Source organism: Halocella sp. SP3-1 (assembly GCF_003953885.1).
In the GTDB taxonomy this organism is placed as follows: domain Bacteria; phylum Bacillota; class Halanaerobiia; order Halanaerobiales; family DTU029; genus Iocasia; species Iocasia fonsfrigidae.
The window spans coordinates 3,829,979-3,847,456 of the sequence record NZ_CP032760.1 but is presented as its reverse complement, the minus strand read 5'-3'; the positions used below and the strand labels follow the sequence as shown (position 1 = coordinate 3,847,456).

Below are 17,478 nucleotides of genomic sequence, written 5' to 3'. Positions count from 1 at the left end.
AATGTTAAGGTTATTATTTGACAGCTACTTACCATCCTTCAGCCCTGCTCAGGGATCCTTCAAGAAAACAGGAAGCCTGGGAAGGTTTTAAAATAATACGTGAAAAACTACATAATATTGCTTAAGGTAAATATATTATAAAAAATAGCGGTTTTCTTTTCCCGGGGAAACTGTTTTTTAATGTCTGAAATATTTAAAATGTTGTTTGCAAAGTAGATGGTCAAATAGCGGCGGGGATAATTATAAAGAGTTGAATTAATTAATTGTCTGGTAGACGGGTATAATAAACAGGCAGCTCTTTCTTTAGAAAAAAATACTAATAAGTTGGTGACTGAAATGTCGCGTAGCAAAGTGCTTATTATAGATGATGATCAGCATATCTGTCAGATACTAAAAGAATATTTTGAATATGATGGATTTGAGGTGATTGTAGTTCATGATGGAAAGACTGGTCTGGAAAAAGTTCAAGTAGATCGGCCTGATATTATAGTATTGGATATAATGCTGCCAGAACTAACCGGCTGGGAGGTCTGTCAAGAACTTCGGCCACAGAATAGAACACCAATTATTTTTCTAAGTGCTAAAAATGAAGAGACTGATCGAATTACTGGTCTGGAGATTGGAGGAGATGACTATGTCAGTAAACCTTTTAGCCCAAAAGAAGTAGTGGTCAGGGCTAAATCTATTTTGCGCAGGATAAAACAGGATAATGAAGAAAATCAGGAATTGAAATTTCCTGATCTAATAATAAATAGAAACCTCCGCCTGGTAAAAGTTGAAGGAAAGGAAATAAACTTGACGCCCAAAGAATTTGATTTATTATGGATCCTGGCCACAGTTAAGAAGGTTTTTGCCCGGGAAAATTTATTAAATAAGGTCTGGGATTATCAATACTATGGTGATGTGAGAACAGTAGATACCCATATTAAATCACTGAGAAAAAAACTTGGAGATCCGGTGTCATCTTATATTAAGACTGTCTGGGGAATCGGCTATAAATTTGAGGTGGATGAAGATTAAGACAAATACCCTTTTCAGTAAGTTGATAATTAGGTTTATACTGATCACTATAATATCTATAACTTTACTGGGAATTTTAATGTTATATAATTTTAATAATTATTTATTTCAACAGAAAGAGGAAGAAATTATTGCTTACAGCCAGAGGTTAAGTGCTTTTATTCTCAGGGCTCTGGAAGAAAGAAATCTGGCAATTGTCAGAAATATGTTGGAGATATTGGCTAGAATTAACAATGGACAGGTTTGGTTAATTAATTCCCAGGGTATTTTAACGCTGGCATATCCAGCAGATAATAATAAGATACCGGTTAGATATTTCCGTTATAGGGAGGTACTTTCAGGTGAGGTAGTAAGCCAGCGAATTAATCTGGAGTATTTTGAAGAACCAATGTTATTAATTGGCCTTCCTTTAGATAATGCCAGTGATATAATAGAATTTGGTTTACTGATTTTTACACCTGTCTCTGGAATTAGAAAAATAGTGAATCAGGTGATTAGATTGGTGGCTTTTTCCTCTTTGCTGGCTGTTTTAATGAGTATTTTAGTTGCTTATAACTGGTCCCGGGCTTTATCCAATCCCCTTAAAGATATCAGCAGCTTCGCTTTAATCTTAAGTAGCGGTAATTTTGGTCAGACTATTAATATAGAGGAAAAAGGAGGGATTAAAGAACTACAGGATCTAGCTAAGAGTATTAACCAGATGTCCCTGACCCTACAGAAGACTATCACTGATCTGACTGAAGAGAAAAATAAACTAAAATATGTTTTAACCGGTATGGAGGAAGGGGTACTGGCTATCAATCAAGAGCAAAAGATTATTTTAATAAATTTTTCTGCCAGCAGTTTATTTGACTCTCAGGAAAATGAGCTGACTGGTAAGAAATTAAGTGAGGCTATTAACGATAAGCAGATAATAGAAATGTTTAAAAAAGTTCTTAGTTCACAGCTGATCTATAGTGAGGAGCTGTCACTGGAAAATGAAGGAATAATAACCAGGTTACTGGTACATCTAACACCTATTAAGATAGATGATAAGCTCTGGGCGGTAGTAGCGTTATTTCAGGATATTACTGAACGCTGGCGTTTTGAACAGTTGCAGCGGGAATTTGTAACAAATGTTTCCCATGATTTAAAAACACCGTTGTCTTCCATTAAAGGAGCAGCTGAAGTTCTTTTAGATGAGATTGTTGACACACCGCAGAAAGAGAAAAAATACTTAAAGATGATCTATGAAGAAAGTATCCGACTGGAAAAACTGGTTAGAGAAATACTTACTTTAGAGGGAATACATAATGGTAGTAGACAGCTGTGGCAAAAGGAAAAAATAGATGTGAAAAAACTGCTGGAAAATGTGACGATGATTTTTAATAGTATTATTGATCATCAGCAGAAAGTTATCACAATTGTCAAAGAGTTTCCAGCTGAAAATATATATGTTAGAGCAAATAGGGAGAGATTAAAACAGGTATTATTAAATTTGCTGGATAATGCCTATAAGTTTTCCTCTGATCAGGGGATAGTTAAGATTGGCTGTAGTACTGAGGGTTCAAGGGTGAAGTTCTGGGTTCAGGATAAGGGGATAGGGATTCCGGCCGGGGAATTGGAAAATATCTGGGAAAGATTTTATAAGATTGATAAAGTGCGTAGTAGTGCTGGAAAAGGTAGCGGACTGGGGCTCTCTATTGTTAAACAGCTGGTAGAGACACAGGGAGGCAGTGTTTTTGTAGAAAGCAAATTACAGCTTGGTTCAGTCTTTGGGTTTTATTTAGATATAGCTAAGAAGTAGTATTTCGTAGCTTAAAAGTTCAGGAACGTGGAGGATTAATTTAATAATTCTTTCATTCTTTCTTCACAAAATCAACACATCTTATCTTTATAATAATAACTATCATAAGTCATTTAAACAAAACATTAGTTGATAAATAAAAAAGGAGAGATAGTTAATACTGAAAAAAACAACGATAATGATGGTGTTTATTTTACTGTTAGGGGTAGTTGGTTTTGGTCTTAACAATATTATGGCAGATGAGGAAATAGTTGATAATAGTGAACTTGTTGCTAGAGTAAATGATGAAGATTTAACTTTAGATCAGCTTAACCAATATGCGGCTATTGAGCAATTGACGATGAATATAGCTTATTTATTACCGGATTTTGCAGAAGTTCTACAATCTACTGCAGCTGGAGATGAATTGCTGGCTGAGTATAGAGAAGCCAAACTGGATGATTTTATCAAAGAGGTCCTTCTGGAGCAGGAAGCAGAAAATATTAATATAACTGAAGCAGAAAAAGATTCTTTCTTTAGCAGTTATATTGAAGATCTTAAAGAGCAGAACCAGCTGAGTGAGGAAGAACTGCTGACCACTCTAAATCAGCAGGGATTTGAGAGCCTGGCTGATTTCCAGGAATATTTCTTTGCTTATGGTGGTAAAATATCCCTTCTGCAGGATAAAATTATTAATCAGCTTACTGTAGAAGACGCAGAAATAGAAGATTATTATAATAACAATCAGGAGTATTTTTCAGATCAAGAAGGGGAGACAGCTATTACCCCTCTGGAAGAAGTTAAGGAAGATATCAGGAGTTCTTTGCTGGCAAAAAAGCAGCAGCAAGAGTGGGACGAATATATTAGTGAAATAGAGGAGAAAGCGGATATTGAAATATATATTTAAAGCATCTGAATGAGGTGTAAAGAATGGGAAAACTCAAATATAGGCATGAAGAAAAATATGTAGTTAATAAAAATGATTACCTGGCTTTGAAAAATAGATTGACCAGGATCATGAAATATGATGATAATGCCAATAGTGGTCAGTACAAAGTTAGAAGTTTATATTGCTCTGAAAATATATGAACCTACTATGGGGCTGATCAGCTAACGACCATTGCTAGATAAGTTATTTCAGCTTGGTGAATATAAAGAGAAATATCATCAATATATTGAAGAAATTATCACCGATTACCTGGAACCAGAGAGCTTTGAAAAAGAGCTACTAGAATTAGCAGAATTTATCAGGCCTTATGTTGAGGATGATCCCAGCCAATTTTATACTCTGGAGGAGTTTGAGAATTCTTTTAAAGATGAATTTATTGGGCAGGAATCAGTTGCGGGGAGTGAGGATTATTCAATAGCAACTTCCATTTGCTGGCAGAGATCCTGATAATGAAGGAGGTGATGTCTGGAGAGAATTACAATCTACAGCTGCTATGTAGGATGATATGATTGGATCATTGAATCAGATCAGCTTCCTGCTACTATGCTGAAGGATATGCAGAAAGCTTTGGAATTGGAGAATTTTCGGCTAATCTGCCGGAAGACATGGCAGGAACTTTTGATCCTGGACAGTTTCCCGGAGGTAACAATAGACAGCGATCAAGCTGGGGGCTTTCAGGCAATAGAAATAATAGCATGAATCTCTTTAGTGTTTTGAGTATAAAAGTTATGTTATTTATTATGCTAATACTGTCAATATTATTTTTGAAGAAGAAGATATAGGAATAATAAAATTATGAATAAATTTTGGCCTACGGCCATAAGTCAAAAAAATAAAAAGGAGCTAATTTCAATGAAAAAAATATTAGTATCATTAATGGTCTTTAGTATGATAATGCTTGCTTTAAGTTCCAGCAGTTTTGCTGCAAATATGCTGGGAAAGACGGCTTTCAAGCAGTGGGCAATGCATAAAAATGTTTTAGTTAATTCTGTTAATGTCAGCAGTTATAGAACAAATGAAGTTATCTTAACTTTGCAAGAAAATAATGAAAAAAGTGAAGATGCCCAGGCAGAGTTAAAGTCTGCTCTTAGCGATTTAGAAGAACTATATGTCCAAAGAGAAAATATGGTAGCAGACAATATGTTTTCCAGTGAGATAGACAAGCAAATTAATAATCTGGAAACGATTGTTGATAATTATTATGAATATTTGTCCTATTTAGGATCAAAACGTAGTGAAGAACTGGAGAATTTTTTAACAGCTGGTCAATATACAAAACTAAAAAATATTGTTAATAGCCATCGGATATTTGTTAAATTGAGAGGATAAAAAATAGTTGACCAGGATCTGCTTTGCAATAGAGGCTGTCTCCAAAGGAGACAGTCTTTTTAAGTTTGCTATATAGCATTGATAAGCAAAATACTCTGCTTGAAACCGGGGTAGCAGGTATCTGGAATGATATGAATGAACCAGGCAGAAGAGGTGCTTGTTGATGGACAGCCCCATTTTTTTCAAAATGATGAAGATAGGGTTTTACTGTCAGTCAGTTCTGATGTGAAGGAAATAAAAATTGCACAATAAATTAAAATCAATTGCACAAATTTATTAAATTAATCGCACAAAATATTTGAAACAAACCACCTGTAGTGGTAAAATAAAAAGAGTACTTTGAGAATGGAATTTATCAATGGGGAAATATATCTGTTGGCCTCACCAAATATTAATCATCAAGAGATATTGGGAAGGCTGCATCTTATCTTTAATGAATATTTTAAAGCTGAGAAATGCAGAGTATTTTTAGCCCCCTTTGATGTGCATTTTAATAAAAAGGATTTTAAAGTACCAGATGTTATGCAGTTTATTAGTAGCTTGTGATTTGGAGGATAATGTTACAGATAAAGGACGCTATATGGGTACCACGACCCTGGTTATTGAGATTTTAGCAGACAGTACAAGAAACAAGGACCTGGTAGATAAACTAAATACCTATAGGCTATCTGGAGTAGAGGAATACTGGATTATTGAGCAAAAACAGGAAAATATTTTACTATATAGTTTTAATGAATATGAGATAGATAGGTATAATGTCTGTGGAAGGGGAGAAACAGCTGAGTCAATAGCCTTTAATGGTCTATCAACTGATATTAATCATTTGTTTGATGAATTGCTGTGACTGGAAGTTTATAGTTAATAAATAATAATCCCTCCATTACTGGTTAAGATTAAACAAAGCAGTAATGGAGGGATTATTTTAGTAGCAGAATCATTAAGAAAAATACTTTCTAAAAAAATCAGCAAATTCATTGTATTGTTTATAATTTGAAATGGAACCAAATTTTCTTTGTTGTTTTGCTCTAGCATCAAATTCTTTAATCCAGTTTATTTTTTCTTCCTTCCAATTGGCAGTACTTTTGGTAGATGTTAAAAGAGGGTTTACTTTATAATTTTTCAGTTTTTGTGCATGTGCTATTATTTTTGGTATAAGGGTTAATTTGCCTAGATCCAGTAAAGATATTTGTCCTGCTTCATATAATTTATTGCAGATCCTCTCGAACTCGTTAAAACTAGCATTAGTGATATCATATTCTTTAGATAACTCTTCAAAAATAGAAAGATTTTCTACCTGATCATCTTTTGTTTTTCTCACATAATTGCTGAATTTATTTTCTGTCACATTTTGCTGCTTAAAATTATTTTGGTAAGAATTGATTTGAGGGTTAATTCCCCTGACTTGCATAAATATATCCTCCTTTCTAATCAAAATCATTTACATTATTTAACCTTTTAATTCAAATTCGTGGTAAATCATTATTTTCCTGCAAAATATTATATAATATTTTAAAGAGTTAATTTTTTCACTTAGGGATAGGTTCTTAGATTATTCTTAGACTAGTATAGAATAGCAGGATTATTGCTGGAGAATGTAGAATAGAGAAACAAGGAAAAAACATATATAATATAAGTGTGTGTTCGAAAAGATATAAATAGGGGATTATATATCCCTGAACGAAGTTAAGGTGCTACCGTTGAGTGAGGGATATATAATCCCAGGTGGTATATATTGATACTTTTCGAACAGACTCTATAAATGAAAGGGGGATAAAATACTATGAGCACACTATTATTTTTGGCTGAGGGGTTTGAGGAAATAGAAGCCTTAGCTACTGTAGATATTTTACGTAGAGCAGATATTTCAGTTTTTACAGTTTCTATCACAGAGGAAAAGAAGGTTATTGGGAAAAATGGAGTAGCTGTTATAGCTGATAAGGTTTTTGAAGAAATTATTGATACCAAAGCTGATATGCTGATACTTCCTGGGGGTCCTGGTGTAGGTATTCTTAATGAACATCAAGGCTTAAAAAAATTAATAAAAAAATATTATGATCAAGGCAAATGGATTGCAGCAATTTGTGCCGCACCTACTATTTTAGGTAAACTTGGACTTCTGGAAGAAAGAAAAGCAGTCTGTTATCCAGGGTTAGAAAAAGACCTAAAGGGTGCTATTATACCGGAAGAGGAGGTGCTTAGTTTAGATGCTAAGATCATTACCTCAAAAGGACCGGGTACAACTTTTGTTTTTGCCTTAAAGATTGTGGAAGTATTAAAAGGAGCAGAAGTTGCTAGAGAAGTAGGCAGTGGAATGATTTATTTAGGTGATTTATCAATGAAGATCCGGTAACTGGTTCTGCCCACTGCTGTTTAGGCCCCTACTGGCAGCAGAAACTCAAAAAAAATAAGTTAACTGCCCGGCAGCTATCCAGCAGGGGTGGTCTGCTCAAATTAACTGTTTTAAAAGAGCGTATTTTAATAGCTGGTCAGGCAGTAACAACTTTACAGGGGCAATTGTGTGGAAAACAGATATAAATGTGGTATATAGAGGAGGATGGGTTGAATGATAGAATCAAGGTGTGGTATTTTATGTATTGAATAATATATCTCCAGGATACCCCTCCTATTTAATATAGCTTATTATACTTGGACATCAAATAAAACTTTGCGTAAATCTATTGGATTATCAGCATTAAATCGATATGCACCTGTAGGGAGTGTCCCTGTAGCATTCTCCCAATCCGGTTTTTTTGCGTTTGCTTCAACACTTTTAAGCATTTTTCTTAAGTCTTCCATAAGTTCACTCTGTGATTTATTAGAGTATCTTACTCCATACGGACCTGAAGAGACATAAATATTTTTTTTGCGTGGTTTAGGTGTATCCTTTTCTTCTACTTCAACATTCTTAATATTTTCTAAATCCAGTTTAACATTTTTTAAATCCGGGAAAATATTATAGAAATCAGTTATTCCAGCAGTTTTCATACAAAACCTCCTTTCTTTTATTTCGTATTGTTTAAGATATTAACCCTGCATCTATAATATCGTAATTTTTTCCTAAAAATTAAGCTATATTTTCAAATTTATACTTAAAACACCTATATAAGCGTATTGCATAATTGATTATTGCACTGACCCAGCACTCCCGGTATCATACATTAAGGTTGCCATCCAAAAACTCCGCAACGAATTTAGTATTAGCTAATTACGGGCTGTTTGCACTGACCTCTTCTATTAAAAACGCAAGGATGAGGTCAATATTAGTCCATCGAGGACGTCAAACTCCCTAAACTAAGGTCCGACGCACCGCTGTGCTAGTGCTGAGCTATCCACGATTATTCAAGAAAGGCTCAGTGAGACAGAAAAACAGCCTCTTTCGTAATCAGCTTTACTAAATTCTGCAACCTTAATTTTCTTGTATGGTCTGTTTAAATAGGGAGTGCCCTAGGTACTCCATTTTAATCGGCTGGTCAATAATTCAATTATGCAAAAAGTCTATTATGAAAGAGCCTTATATAATATAACATTTGCCTGTGATAAAGGACAGGGTGATGATGGCAAGAGAATAGATATGGTTAAGAAGAGGCAAGTAGAAAATGACAGAATTAAGAGAAATTGTGATGGTGGTACTGGAAGGACTAGAATAATAAAATAAAAAGAAGGTGTTTTTGTTATGAACAAAGAAATAGATAAATATGTTAAAAATGATAGATTTGCTGAATATACAGGCATAAAGCTCATTAAAGTTGATAAAGGATATGCTTTAGCCAGGTTGGAAATTACAGATAAACACTTAAATGGTGTAAATATAGTTCAGGGTGGTGCAATATTTACCCTGGCAGACTATGCCTTTGCTGCGGCTTCAAATTCTAAGGGATCTGTTACTTTAGGAATAAACGCGAATATATCGTATTTCAAACCAGCACAGGGCAAATTACTTATTGCTGAAGCCAGAGAAATATCATCAAGCAGAAAACTCTGTAATTATAAAGTAGACATTTATGATGAAAGCAATGATTTGATTGCCGGGTTTAATGCTACTGGTTATATAAAAGGCTAACTGAATTTGCTAAACCAGGTAAAAAAATATATAATAATAGAAAAGCAGAATTTATGATTATAATGTTTACTATGAATTAAGGAGGGCGTTGGAGTGTGGAGTGGGAAGAATTAGAACAGGCCTGTCAGGCATGTCAGCGCTGTTCATTATATAAAACAAGGAATAAACTTGTTTTTGGTGGTGGTAATAGAGATGCCTCACTGATGTTTATTGGTGAAGGGCCCGGTCGTCAGGAGGATGCTACAGGTATACCCTTTGTCGGAAAGTCAGGACAGCTGCTGGATAAAATTCTGGCAGCTATTGATGTCAAAAGGGAGGATGTCTATATTGGCAATATTGTCAAATGCCGGCCGCCTAATAACCGTGACCCCAAAGAAGATGAAAAAAAAGCCTGTTTACCTTATCTCCGCAATCAGGTTCACCTTATTAGACCAAGAATTATAGTATGTTTAGGTCGGGTTGCTGCCCAGTCGATTATTAGCCCTGATTTTAAGATTACCAGACAGCATGGTAGCTGGACAGAACGCAAGGGTTATTACCTAACTGCTACCTATCACCCTTCTGCACTTTTGAGGGTTCCATCAAGAAAAAAAGAGGCCTGGGAGGATTTTAAAAAAATAAAAGAAAAATTAGCCAGTGTGCAAAAAGAACCTTGACATAATCATTTTTATCTGGTAATATGTATATCAATAACATTGAAAAAGGCTATGAGTGGGAATAGTAGGAGATTTAAATAATATTTAGAGAGCCGGTGTTTGGTGAAAACCGGATATTATTTACCTCTGAACTCGTCCAGGAGCTGCTGCCTGAACCTTTAGGGTAAGACGTTTCCCTACGTTATAAGGGTAGATGGTTATGATGCCATTGAATTGAGTGGTTCTTATAGACTTTTTTTATAATATGAGTATTCCTAGGTATCTCATTAGTTATAAAGGGAATATAAGACAAATAGAGTGGTACCGCGAGTAGATAATATCCTCGTCTCTTTAAGAGATGGGGATTTTTTGCATTTTATAGGTACCTTACTGGTAAGTAATCAAGTCTCCAGGTCAGGCTGTTATTTATAAAGGGTGTTTCAAAATTTAAAGAGGGAGTGAGTATAATGAGAAAGATCCATGTGTTGGATACAACATTAAGGGATGGCGAACAGGTACCAGGGGCAAAGTTGAATCTGGAAGAGAAGTTAGAAATAGCCAGGCAGTTAAAGAAATTAAGGGTTGATACGATTGAGGCTGGTTTTTCGGCCTCATCACCAGGTGATTTTGAGGCAGTTACCAGGATTGCTAAGACTGTAGGTAATGATGGTGGACCAATAATAACCGCTCTGGCCAGGGCAGTTAAGTCTGATATAGATGCCGTTTATGAAAGTGTAAAGTTTGCTGAAAGGCCGTTAATTCATATTGTGTTAGGGACTTCTTCTCAACATCTTGATAAGAAATTTAAGAAGAGCAAAGATGAGATTTTAAGCAAAGGGGTAGAAGCGGTAAAATATGCTAAAAAGCTGCTCCCTGAGGTCCAGTATTCTACAGAAGATGCCTCAAGATCAGATTTTCAATACCTTTGGGAGACTATTGAGGCTGTAGTCAAGGCAGGGGCTACGGTCATCAATGTCCCTGATACAGTTGGTTATGCAGTCCCCGAGGAGTTTGGGGAATTGATCAATAAACTTAACTACCGTCTAAAAAACCTGAATGATAAGGTGCTCCTTAGTGTACACTGTCATAATGATACTGGTCTGGCAACAGCTAATACCTTAATGGCAGTAAAAAATGGAGCAGACAGGGTAGAGTGTACTATCAATGGACTGGGTGAAAGAGCAGGTAATGCTGCACTGGAAGAGGTGGTTATGGGGCTTAAGACCAGGGCTGATTATTATGGTGCCTATACAGATATTGTAAGCAAAGAGATTATGAATACCTCCCGTCTTGTCTCTAATCTGATGGGGCTGGATGTTCAGGTTAATAAGGCTATTACTGGTGAAAATGCCTTTGCCCATTCATCAGGAATTCATCAGGATGGTCTCTTAAAATCACGTGATGTTTATGAGATAATAAGCCCGGCAGATGTTGGTTGTGAAGAGATGGAGATGGTTCTTACAGCCAGATCAGGGAAACATGCCTTCCGTAATGCCCTGGGTAAAATAGGTTTCCAGCTTGATAATGAAGATGAATTTGCCGAGTTATTTGATAAATACCTTGAACTAGCTGATAAAAAGAAAGAGGTATATTATCATGATCTCTTCTATCTTGCTAATATTTTTATGATTGAAAAACACGGTAAATCTACCAGTATCAGGTTATATGAATTGGAAAACCTGCAGGTAATAAGTAATGATCTTTTCCCGACAGCTACGGTTAAACTAAAAAGAGGAAATGAAACATATCAGGGAAGTGCTGTAGGTGATGGCCCAATAGATGCTCTGTATTCTGCCATAAAATCAATGATCAATATTGAATTAGAATTAAAAGAGTATAAGATAAGTAGTATTTCACAGGGTAAAGAGGCCCTGGGTAAGGTTGCCCTCAAACTCTCTTATCAAGATAAGATATATTCATCACGGGCCATAGATACTGATATTATCAAAGCCAGTGCCCTGGCCTTCCTAAATGGTATAAATCGTATTATTATGGAGCAGACAAAGGAAAAGGCCAAAGATGAGCACTCAGCTTAATATTTAGCCAACAAATTAATTATTTATTTTTTAACACCCATTATTAGTTTCTGCTGATAATGGGATTTTTTAAGTTGCAGGAGATATTTACTACTTGTTGAATAATATCTATAGTTATTTTTTAAATGAAAAATGGGGTGTAAATAATGAACTATGATAATATCATTAAGGAAAGGGTACATCAGTATTATTGGGAGGAAGATTTAAATTGTGCTACTGTGATGTTAAAAATACTGGCTGAGATATTTGAAGTCAAATTAAATTCACAGGTGATAGACTCAGCTATAGGTATGCATGGTGCAGGGTCATTTGGAGCACAATGTGGTTTAGTTGAGGGTTCATTAATGTTTTTGGGTATATTCGGCAAGAAACAGCTGATTTCCCATGGTGAAGTTATTGAAAAGTGTTATAATTTTGCTGATAAGTTTCAGAAAGAATTCGGTAGTTTGCTCTGTAGTGAACTGCGTCCAGAGGGGTTTAAAAAAGATAATCCCCCACATTTATGTGAAGATATGACCAGGGAGGCAGTAGGTTTCACAGTTAACTATGTATGCCAAGTATTTTTAAAAATATAAATAAAAGGTGATAATTATGGAAATTAGGATATTGCAATTAATTGAGGGGGCAAAAAGGGCAAGGGGATTGGCTGTGATAATCGATGTCTTCCGGGCCTTTTCCACAGCCTGTTATGCTTTTAGTAGAGGGGTTAATAGGATTATTCCGGTTGGTGATTTAGAGCTGGCCTATAGCTTAAAGGAAGAAAATATAGACTATATCCTGATGGGCGAAAGGCAGGGCAAAATACTACCTGGTTTTGATTTTGGGAATTCACCAACTCATATTTTAGAGGCAGATTTGACTGCTAAAACGGTGGTACATACAACAAGTGCGGGAACTCAGGGTATTGTTAATGCTGCCCGGGCAGATGAAATTATTACTGCCAGTTTTGTTAATGCAGCTGCAGTTATTGAGTATATTCGGAAGAAAAATCCAGCAGTAGTATCTTTAGTCAGTATGGGTAATGCCTGTGAATATGAGGCAGAGGAAGACACTCTCTGTGCCCAATACCTTAAAAATGCCTTAGAGGGAAAACCATGTTTAACAAGGAGTGAAATCAAAGAAACATTACAGAGGTATGCCGGTCAGAGATTCTTTGAGCTAGCCAGTCAGTCATGGTCCCCTGAGAATGACTTTTACCTGTGTACAGATCTAAATAGATTCAATTTTGTTTTAAAGGCCGAAAAAAAGAAAGAGGGCTATTACCAACTGCAAAAAGCGGATACATGAAGAGGATGAGTCTTATGGTTTGCCTGTTGCGCTTTCACTCAAAATTATACATCTTTTTTAACAATAAATGTAAATATAAGCAGGAATAATTAATAATATAGAGAAATATAGCATTATGTGGGAGAATTGTGGGAAATAATGAAAATAATTAAGCTCCTACACAAGGGAATAAGTTATAGGCAGGGTCAAATATAAGGAGGTGTTGAGATGAGTCTATTAACTACAGGTGTGGTACAGGGTTTGACTGAAGCGAATTTACATATGAAATCTGCAGGTGTAGCCATGAGGGTATATAAGTGGGCAGAACGTGAAGGTGATGAAGGGGTTATGAAACGTGCTCAAGGTTATGCTACAGATTCTATGAAAAGTGCCGGTGAATCTAGTAAAAAAGTACAGGAAGCCCTGATAGAAGCACAGAGAGAAGCCAGAAAAGAGGCCAGGGCTGAACAGGAGGCTGCCCTGGAAGAACGCCGTCAGGAAGCAGCTCAGGCGAAAAAAGAGAAAGAGAAAAAAGCGAGAAAATCAAAAGAAGATGCGGTAGAAATCAGTAAAGAAGGGCAGGATAGTGTAAAAGCAGATAACAGTGAAGATATTGAAACTCACCAGGAGAGTACGGTAGTTGAAAATCTTGGGATTTCGACTGAGTCTGTTAACAATGAATCTGACCAGAAAATATATACAGCACAAGGTGAAATAAAATCTGCTTCTGTTGACCCTCAATTACTGGCAACAGTCTAATTGTATGTTTATTATAGTATAGTTTTGAGGTATTAATGTAAATGTAAAATAAATTTAAACAAAGGGCTTTAGTAGTTTGCTTACTACCTTTAGGTAATTTAATTTACCTGTAAAAATACCCTGCCCTATTCTACCCTTTAAGGATTTAACAAGGGTATCAAAATTATCATTGCTCATCTTTTCCATAGTTTTTCTAAGGGTCAGAGAGTCATTAAAACTTTTTCGCAGGCGTTTGGTTAAATCCTGATAATCTCCCTGGCCAGAGATATCAAGGGCAGCATAAATACCAGTTAATATTGCTGCCACCTGCCCGAACCCTAAAAAAGGCATGATAGAACCAAAATTATTACCTACCAGGAATGTATTCCCTATTCTGGGGTATTGGCATATACCAACCATATATTCTGTTATTTCAAATTGCTCATATATTTCAAGGGATTGATTTAGGGTATTTGCTACTCCCTTTTTAAATTTCTCCCATAGTAAATTAGAGTCAATTTTTTCATTCCTGGGGTATTCTGGATAAGCAATAACAATATTAGCTCTATCATGGGAGATTGGTATTAAATAACAATACCCCTGGGGAGCAAAATCATTATTTAACCAGGCATGGACTGAGCTAATAGCAAAATCACCTTTAATATTAGCTCCCTTCAATTTGACTGTAAAGGCAGTGTCATAACTGCTTATTTTCTGGGCATAGGCAGCATCACCTGTTGCCAGAATAACATGACTGTATTCGTGTAATAGTTCTTCATATGATTTGCTGGATTTAAACCGGACTTTACTTTTTATCTGCTGTCCCAGTTGTTTTTCAAAGGAATTATCTATTCTCCCTCGCAAATTGGTATAACCCAGATTTCCTGTTATAATAGCAGTTTGATGGGGTGAATGAATAATAAGTTCTTTGATATTACTGGCTGGTTTAAGATATATCTTATGTTTCTCTGAAAAATATTTAATGGCATCATTAATTGGTTTTGATAAAGCAGATAATAGAATTTCACAGTTAACAAACCTATCACCAAACTCTCTCCTTTTCTCAAAAATGACCGGGATAATTCCCTTTTGTTCTAAAGTTAGGGCACAGGCTAAGCCTGATAAGCCCGCCCCCATGATTGCTATCTTAATTTTTATCACCACCAGGGTATATTATTTTACAAGTAATCATTTATATAATGTGTAACTCTTCAAGATACTATTTATCCCACATGTGGGATTTTTTAATGTCCAGCTTATGTTTTTACTAACTTTTAACTTGTCCTTAATAGAATATTAACATTAATATATTAAACTTAAATAAAGGTTAAAACAATTAAAATAAAGGGGGGAAAGGGATTCGTTTATATTGAAAATACATAATATAGAAGGTGATACCATGAAAGATGTAAATAAGTTAACAAGATTATTATTAATATTTTCGATAATGTTTGTTATTTTACTGGGAAATATTAGTATAACATATGCTAAGACTGAGTTAGACTTCTACTATCCAGTAGGAGTGGCTGGACCGTTAGCTAAAGTAATATCAGGTATGGTAGATGAATTTAATAATCTTTATCCTGATATTGAAGTAACACCGATCTATGCCGGAAACTATGATGATACCATGCAGAAGGTACAGACAGCAGTTATGAGTGGGACACCGCCAGATTTAGCTGTTTTAGAAATATCTGAATTACATACAATGATTTCTATGAATGCTACAATATCTTTAGATAAATATATTCAACAGGAAGAAGCTGGTTTTCTAGAGCAATATTTTGCAGCTTTTTTGGAAAATGGTCAATATGAGAGTAAACAATATACCATACCCTTTCAGAGAAGTACACCTGTATTATACTGGAATAAAGAATATTTCGCTGAAAAAGCAGATGAGTTAAGGGCGGCTGGCTTAGACCCTGATAGTCCGCCGGAATCCTGGGATGAATTAATAGGGTATGGTAAAGTATTAACTGACCGACAAAAAAACAAATGGGGTTTGATTATACCAGGCGGCTGGAATGACTGGATCTTAGAAGGCTTTGCCAGACAAAATAATGCACAGCTAATGAATAACCTGGGAACAAAGGTGTATTTTAATGATGATAAGGTTTTAGAGGCAGTTCAACTATGGTATGATATGGCAAATAAATATAAAGTAATGCCTCCCCAGGTTAGAACCTGGGCAGGGAGTCCAGCAGATTTTGTAGGTGGTGCTTCTGCTATGTTATATAACTCTACTGGGGCGTTAACCTATATTAAAAAATCTGCTCCCTTTGATTTTGGAGTAGCCTTTATGCCTAAAAACAAAAGATACGGTGCTGCAGTTGGTGGTGGTGATTTTCATATTTTCAGGGGTATTAGTAAAGAAAAACAGGATGCAGCCTGGGAATTTATTAAATTTATGACTTTACCTGAAAATGCTGGCCATTGGAGTAGGGAATCAGGTTATATTGCTGTTCGTAAAGAATCTTGGGAATTACCTGTAATGAAAGACTATATCAAAGCAGTTCCCGAGATGTTAGTTGCTAAAGAGCAATTAAAATATGCCCACCGCAAGATGTCATCTGTTAATTATCAACAAATTAGAGAAATATTAACCAATTATCTTGATGCTGTTATAGAAGGAAAAATGAAAGCAAAAGAAGCAATGGACTTTGCCCAAAAAGAGGCTATGAATGTTTTACAATAAGATTTAGATATAGTTTAATAAATCAGGGTCAGGATTTCTGTCCCTGATTTATAATTTTTATATAGTTAGGGTGTATTAATAATGAAGAATAAAATCAAGGAAGCTATTATACCATATTTATATCTTTTACCAGCAGGTGTTTTTTTATTATTTTTTACCTATTATCCTATTATCAGGAGTTTTTATCTCAGTATGTTTAAGTGGAATTTAATGTCACCAGTTAAAAAATATATAGGTTTAGCTAATTATACCGGGCTGATGAAAGACTCTCTTTTCTGGGAGGTAGTGAAAAACAATATTATTTATATTTTAGGGACTATGCCAGTTATGATTTTTCTCTCACTGGTTTTAGCAATATTAATTAATGAAAGAACTGGTTTTAGGCATTTTTATCAAACCGCTGTTTTTTCTCCAACTCTGATTCCGATGGCGGCAGCGGCGATGTTGTGGGTTTTTATTTATAATCCAGATATAGGTTTGTTAAATAAATTTCTTGCGATTTTTGGTTTGCAGACAAAGGCCTGGATAAGCAGCTCAGATACTGCTCTTTTTTCCTTAATGTTGGTAATGATTTGGAAAAACCTCGGTTATTTTACAATACTCTTTTTGGCAGGATTGCAAAATATTTCTCCTTCATTATATGAAGCAGCCAGGGTAGAGGGTGTTGGTTGGTTAAAAAAACATATTTATCTTACAATACCTCTACTTTCTCCAACTATCTTATTTGTTTTGATAGTAAATATAATTCAGTCATTCAGGGTATTTGATATTGTTAATGTAATGACTAAAGGTGGTCCTAGCAATTCGACTAATGTTTTTGTCTATTATATCTACCAGACTACCTTTCGATTCTGGAATATAGGTAAAGGAACAGCTTTAACATCATTATTAGTTATTATATTATTAATCACTATTTTTTCTGTTATGAGGGCACTTAATAATAAGATACATTATGCTTAAAATAAGTGGTTTTAATAAATTTGTT

The 17,478-nt window shown here is 35.3% G+C and carries 23 protein-coding genes and 1 other annotated feature; of the genes, 20 read left to right on the top strand and 3 right to left on the bottom strand.

What is annotated here, in order from left to right:
* Positions 1–336: 336 nt before the first annotated feature.
* The 9 genes from D7D81_RS18430 (at position 337) to D7D81_RS18400 (ending at position 5,907) form a co-directional block, all read left to right on the top strand.
* Positions 337–1,020: a response regulator transcription factor gene (locus D7D81_RS18430; RefSeq protein WP_125991471.1), complete on the top strand. Its 684-nt coding sequence runs from the start codon at positions 337–339 to the stop codon at positions 1,018–1,020.
* Positions 1,010–2,806, top strand: a complete 1,797-nt coding sequence (locus tag D7D81_RS18425) for a HAMP domain-containing sensor histidine kinase (RefSeq protein WP_125991469.1) — start codon at positions 1,010–1,012, stop codon at positions 2,804–2,806. The genes D7D81_RS18430 and D7D81_RS18425 overlap by 11 nt, the downstream gene beginning before the upstream one ends.
* Before the next feature lie 178 nt (positions 2,807–2,984).
* Entirely contained in the window at positions 2,985–3,692 is a 708-nt protein-coding gene (locus tag D7D81_RS18420) for a SurA N-terminal domain-containing protein (RefSeq protein ID WP_125991467.1), read from the top strand.
* A 23-nt stretch (positions 3,693–3,715) separates the two neighbouring features.
* Positions 3,716–3,874: a VTC domain-containing protein gene (locus D7D81_RS19735; protein ID WP_164522348.1), complete on the top strand. Its 159-nt coding sequence runs from the start codon at positions 3,716–3,718 to the stop codon at positions 3,872–3,874.
* A gap of 31 nt (positions 3,875–3,905) precedes the next feature.
* On the top strand, positions 3,906–4,181 hold the full coding sequence (locus D7D81_RS18415) for a CotH kinase family protein (RefSeq protein WP_125991465.1): 276 nt from the start codon (positions 3,906–3,908) through the stop codon (positions 4,179–4,181).
* Positions 4,182–4,289: 108 nt separating this feature from the next.
* Positions 4,290–4,433 (top strand): hypothetical protein, encoded by a 144-nt coding sequence (locus tag D7D81_RS19730; RefSeq protein ID WP_164522347.1) that lies wholly within the window; start codon positions 4,290–4,292, stop codon positions 4,431–4,433.
* Positions 4,434–4,586: 153 nt separating this feature from the next.
* Positions 4,587–5,063: a hypothetical protein gene (locus tag D7D81_RS18410; RefSeq protein WP_125991464.1), complete on the top strand. Its 477-nt coding sequence runs from the start codon at positions 4,587–4,589 to the stop codon at positions 5,061–5,063.
* A 345-nt stretch (positions 5,064–5,408) separates the two neighbouring features.
* Positions 5,409–5,609: a Uma2 family endonuclease gene (locus D7D81_RS18405; protein WP_125991463.1), complete on the top strand. Its 201-nt coding sequence runs from the start codon at positions 5,409–5,411 to the stop codon at positions 5,607–5,609.
* Position 5,610: 1 nt separating this feature from the next.
* A complete protein-coding gene (locus D7D81_RS18400; RefSeq protein WP_164522346.1) occupies positions 5,611–5,907 on the top strand; it encodes a Uma2 family endonuclease in 297 nt (98 codons plus the stop codon).
* Positions 5,908–6,000: 93 nt separating this feature from the next.
* On the opposite strand, the gene D7D81_RS18395 is transcribed toward D7D81_RS18400, so the two are convergent.
* Positions 6,001–6,471 (bottom strand): hypothetical protein, encoded by a 471-nt coding sequence (locus D7D81_RS18395; RefSeq protein ID WP_125991461.1) that lies wholly within the window; start codon positions 6,469–6,471, stop codon positions 6,001–6,003.
* Between the two features lie 372 nt (positions 6,472–6,843).
* Between D7D81_RS18395 and D7D81_RS18390 the strand changes: the two genes are divergently transcribed.
* Together D7D81_RS18390 and D7D81_RS20340 are read left to right on the top strand one after the other, a co-directional pair.
* Positions 6,844–7,413: a DJ-1 family glyoxalase III gene (locus tag D7D81_RS18390; RefSeq protein WP_125991460.1), complete on the top strand. Its 570-nt coding sequence runs from the start codon at positions 6,844–6,846 to the stop codon at positions 7,411–7,413.
* Complete coding sequence (locus D7D81_RS20340) at positions 7,395–7,598, top strand: PhzF family phenazine biosynthesis protein (protein ID WP_125992379.1); 204 nt, start codon at positions 7,395–7,397, stop codon at positions 7,596–7,598. Before D7D81_RS18390 ends, D7D81_RS20340 begins: the two co-directional genes overlap by 19 nt.
* A 105-nt stretch (positions 7,599–7,703) precedes the next feature.
* Here D7D81_RS20340 and D7D81_RS18380 read toward each other — a convergent pair whose 3' ends face one another.
* On the bottom strand, positions 7,704–8,048 hold the full coding sequence (locus tag D7D81_RS18380; protein WP_125991459.1) for a hypothetical protein: 345 nt from the start codon (positions 8,046–8,048) through the stop codon (positions 7,704–7,706).
* Between the two features lie 499 nt (positions 8,049–8,547).
* On the opposite strand from D7D81_RS18380, the gene D7D81_RS19725 reads away from it, so the two are divergent.
* From D7D81_RS19725 to D7D81_RS18350, 7 genes are all read left to right on the top strand, one after another.
* Entirely contained in the window at positions 8,548–8,718 is a 171-nt protein-coding gene (locus D7D81_RS19725; RefSeq protein WP_164522345.1) for a hypothetical protein, read from the top strand.
* Between the two features lie 18 nt (positions 8,719–8,736).
* On the top strand, positions 8,737–9,123 hold the full coding sequence (locus tag D7D81_RS18375) for a PaaI family thioesterase (protein ID WP_125991458.1): 387 nt from the start codon (positions 8,737–8,739) through the stop codon (positions 9,121–9,123).
* 95 nt (positions 9,124–9,218) lie between these two features.
* Positions 9,219–9,779 (top strand): uracil-DNA glycosylase, encoded by a 561-nt coding sequence (locus tag D7D81_RS18370; protein ID WP_125991457.1) that lies wholly within the window; start codon positions 9,219–9,221, stop codon positions 9,777–9,779.
* Between the two features lie 42 nt (positions 9,780–9,821).
* Positions 9,822–10,112, top strand: a binding site (T-box leader).
* A gap of 110 nt (positions 10,113–10,222) precedes the next feature.
* Complete coding sequence (locus D7D81_RS18365) at positions 10,223–11,794, top strand: 2-isopropylmalate synthase (protein WP_125992377.1); 1,572 nt, start codon at positions 10,223–10,225, stop codon at positions 11,792–11,794.
* Positions 11,795–11,940: 146 nt separating this feature from the next.
* Entirely contained in the window at positions 11,941–12,369 is a 429-nt protein-coding gene (locus D7D81_RS18360; RefSeq protein ID WP_125991456.1) for a C-GCAxxG-C-C family protein, read from the top strand.
* Positions 12,370–12,385: 16 nt separating this feature from the next.
* On the top strand, positions 12,386–13,081 hold the full coding sequence (locus tag D7D81_RS18355) for a 2-phosphosulfolactate phosphatase (protein WP_125991455.1): 696 nt from the start codon (positions 12,386–12,388) through the stop codon (positions 13,079–13,081).
* 207 nt (positions 13,082–13,288) lie between these two features.
* Complete coding sequence (locus D7D81_RS18350; RefSeq protein WP_125991454.1) at positions 13,289–13,819, top strand: hypothetical protein; 531 nt, start codon at positions 13,289–13,291, stop codon at positions 13,817–13,819.
* Positions 13,820–13,873: 54 nt separating this feature from the next.
* On the opposite strand, the gene D7D81_RS18345 is transcribed toward D7D81_RS18350, so the two are convergent.
* Positions 13,874–14,962 carry an NAD(P)/FAD-dependent oxidoreductase gene (locus tag D7D81_RS18345; RefSeq protein WP_205739285.1) on the bottom strand — a complete coding sequence of 363 codons (1,089 nt, stop codon included), beginning with the start codon at positions 14,960–14,962 and terminating at the stop codon, positions 13,874–13,876.
* A 205-nt stretch (positions 14,963–15,167) separates the two neighbouring features.
* Here D7D81_RS18345 and D7D81_RS18340 point away from each other — a divergent pair, with 205 nt between their 5' ends.
* Together D7D81_RS18340 and D7D81_RS18335 are read left to right on the top strand one after the other, a co-directional pair.
* The gene (locus D7D81_RS18340; protein WP_125991453.1) at positions 15,168–16,493 is read left to right on the top strand and encodes an ABC transporter substrate-binding protein; all 1,326 of its coding nucleotides are present in this window, start codon (positions 15,168–15,170) and stop codon (positions 16,491–16,493) included.
* Positions 16,494–16,574: 81 nt separating this feature from the next.
* Positions 16,575–17,453, top strand: coding sequence for a carbohydrate ABC transporter permease (locus tag D7D81_RS18335; protein WP_125991452.1), 879 nt, complete (start codon positions 16,575–16,577; stop codon positions 17,451–17,453).
* Positions 17,454–17,478 lie beyond the last annotated feature (25 nt).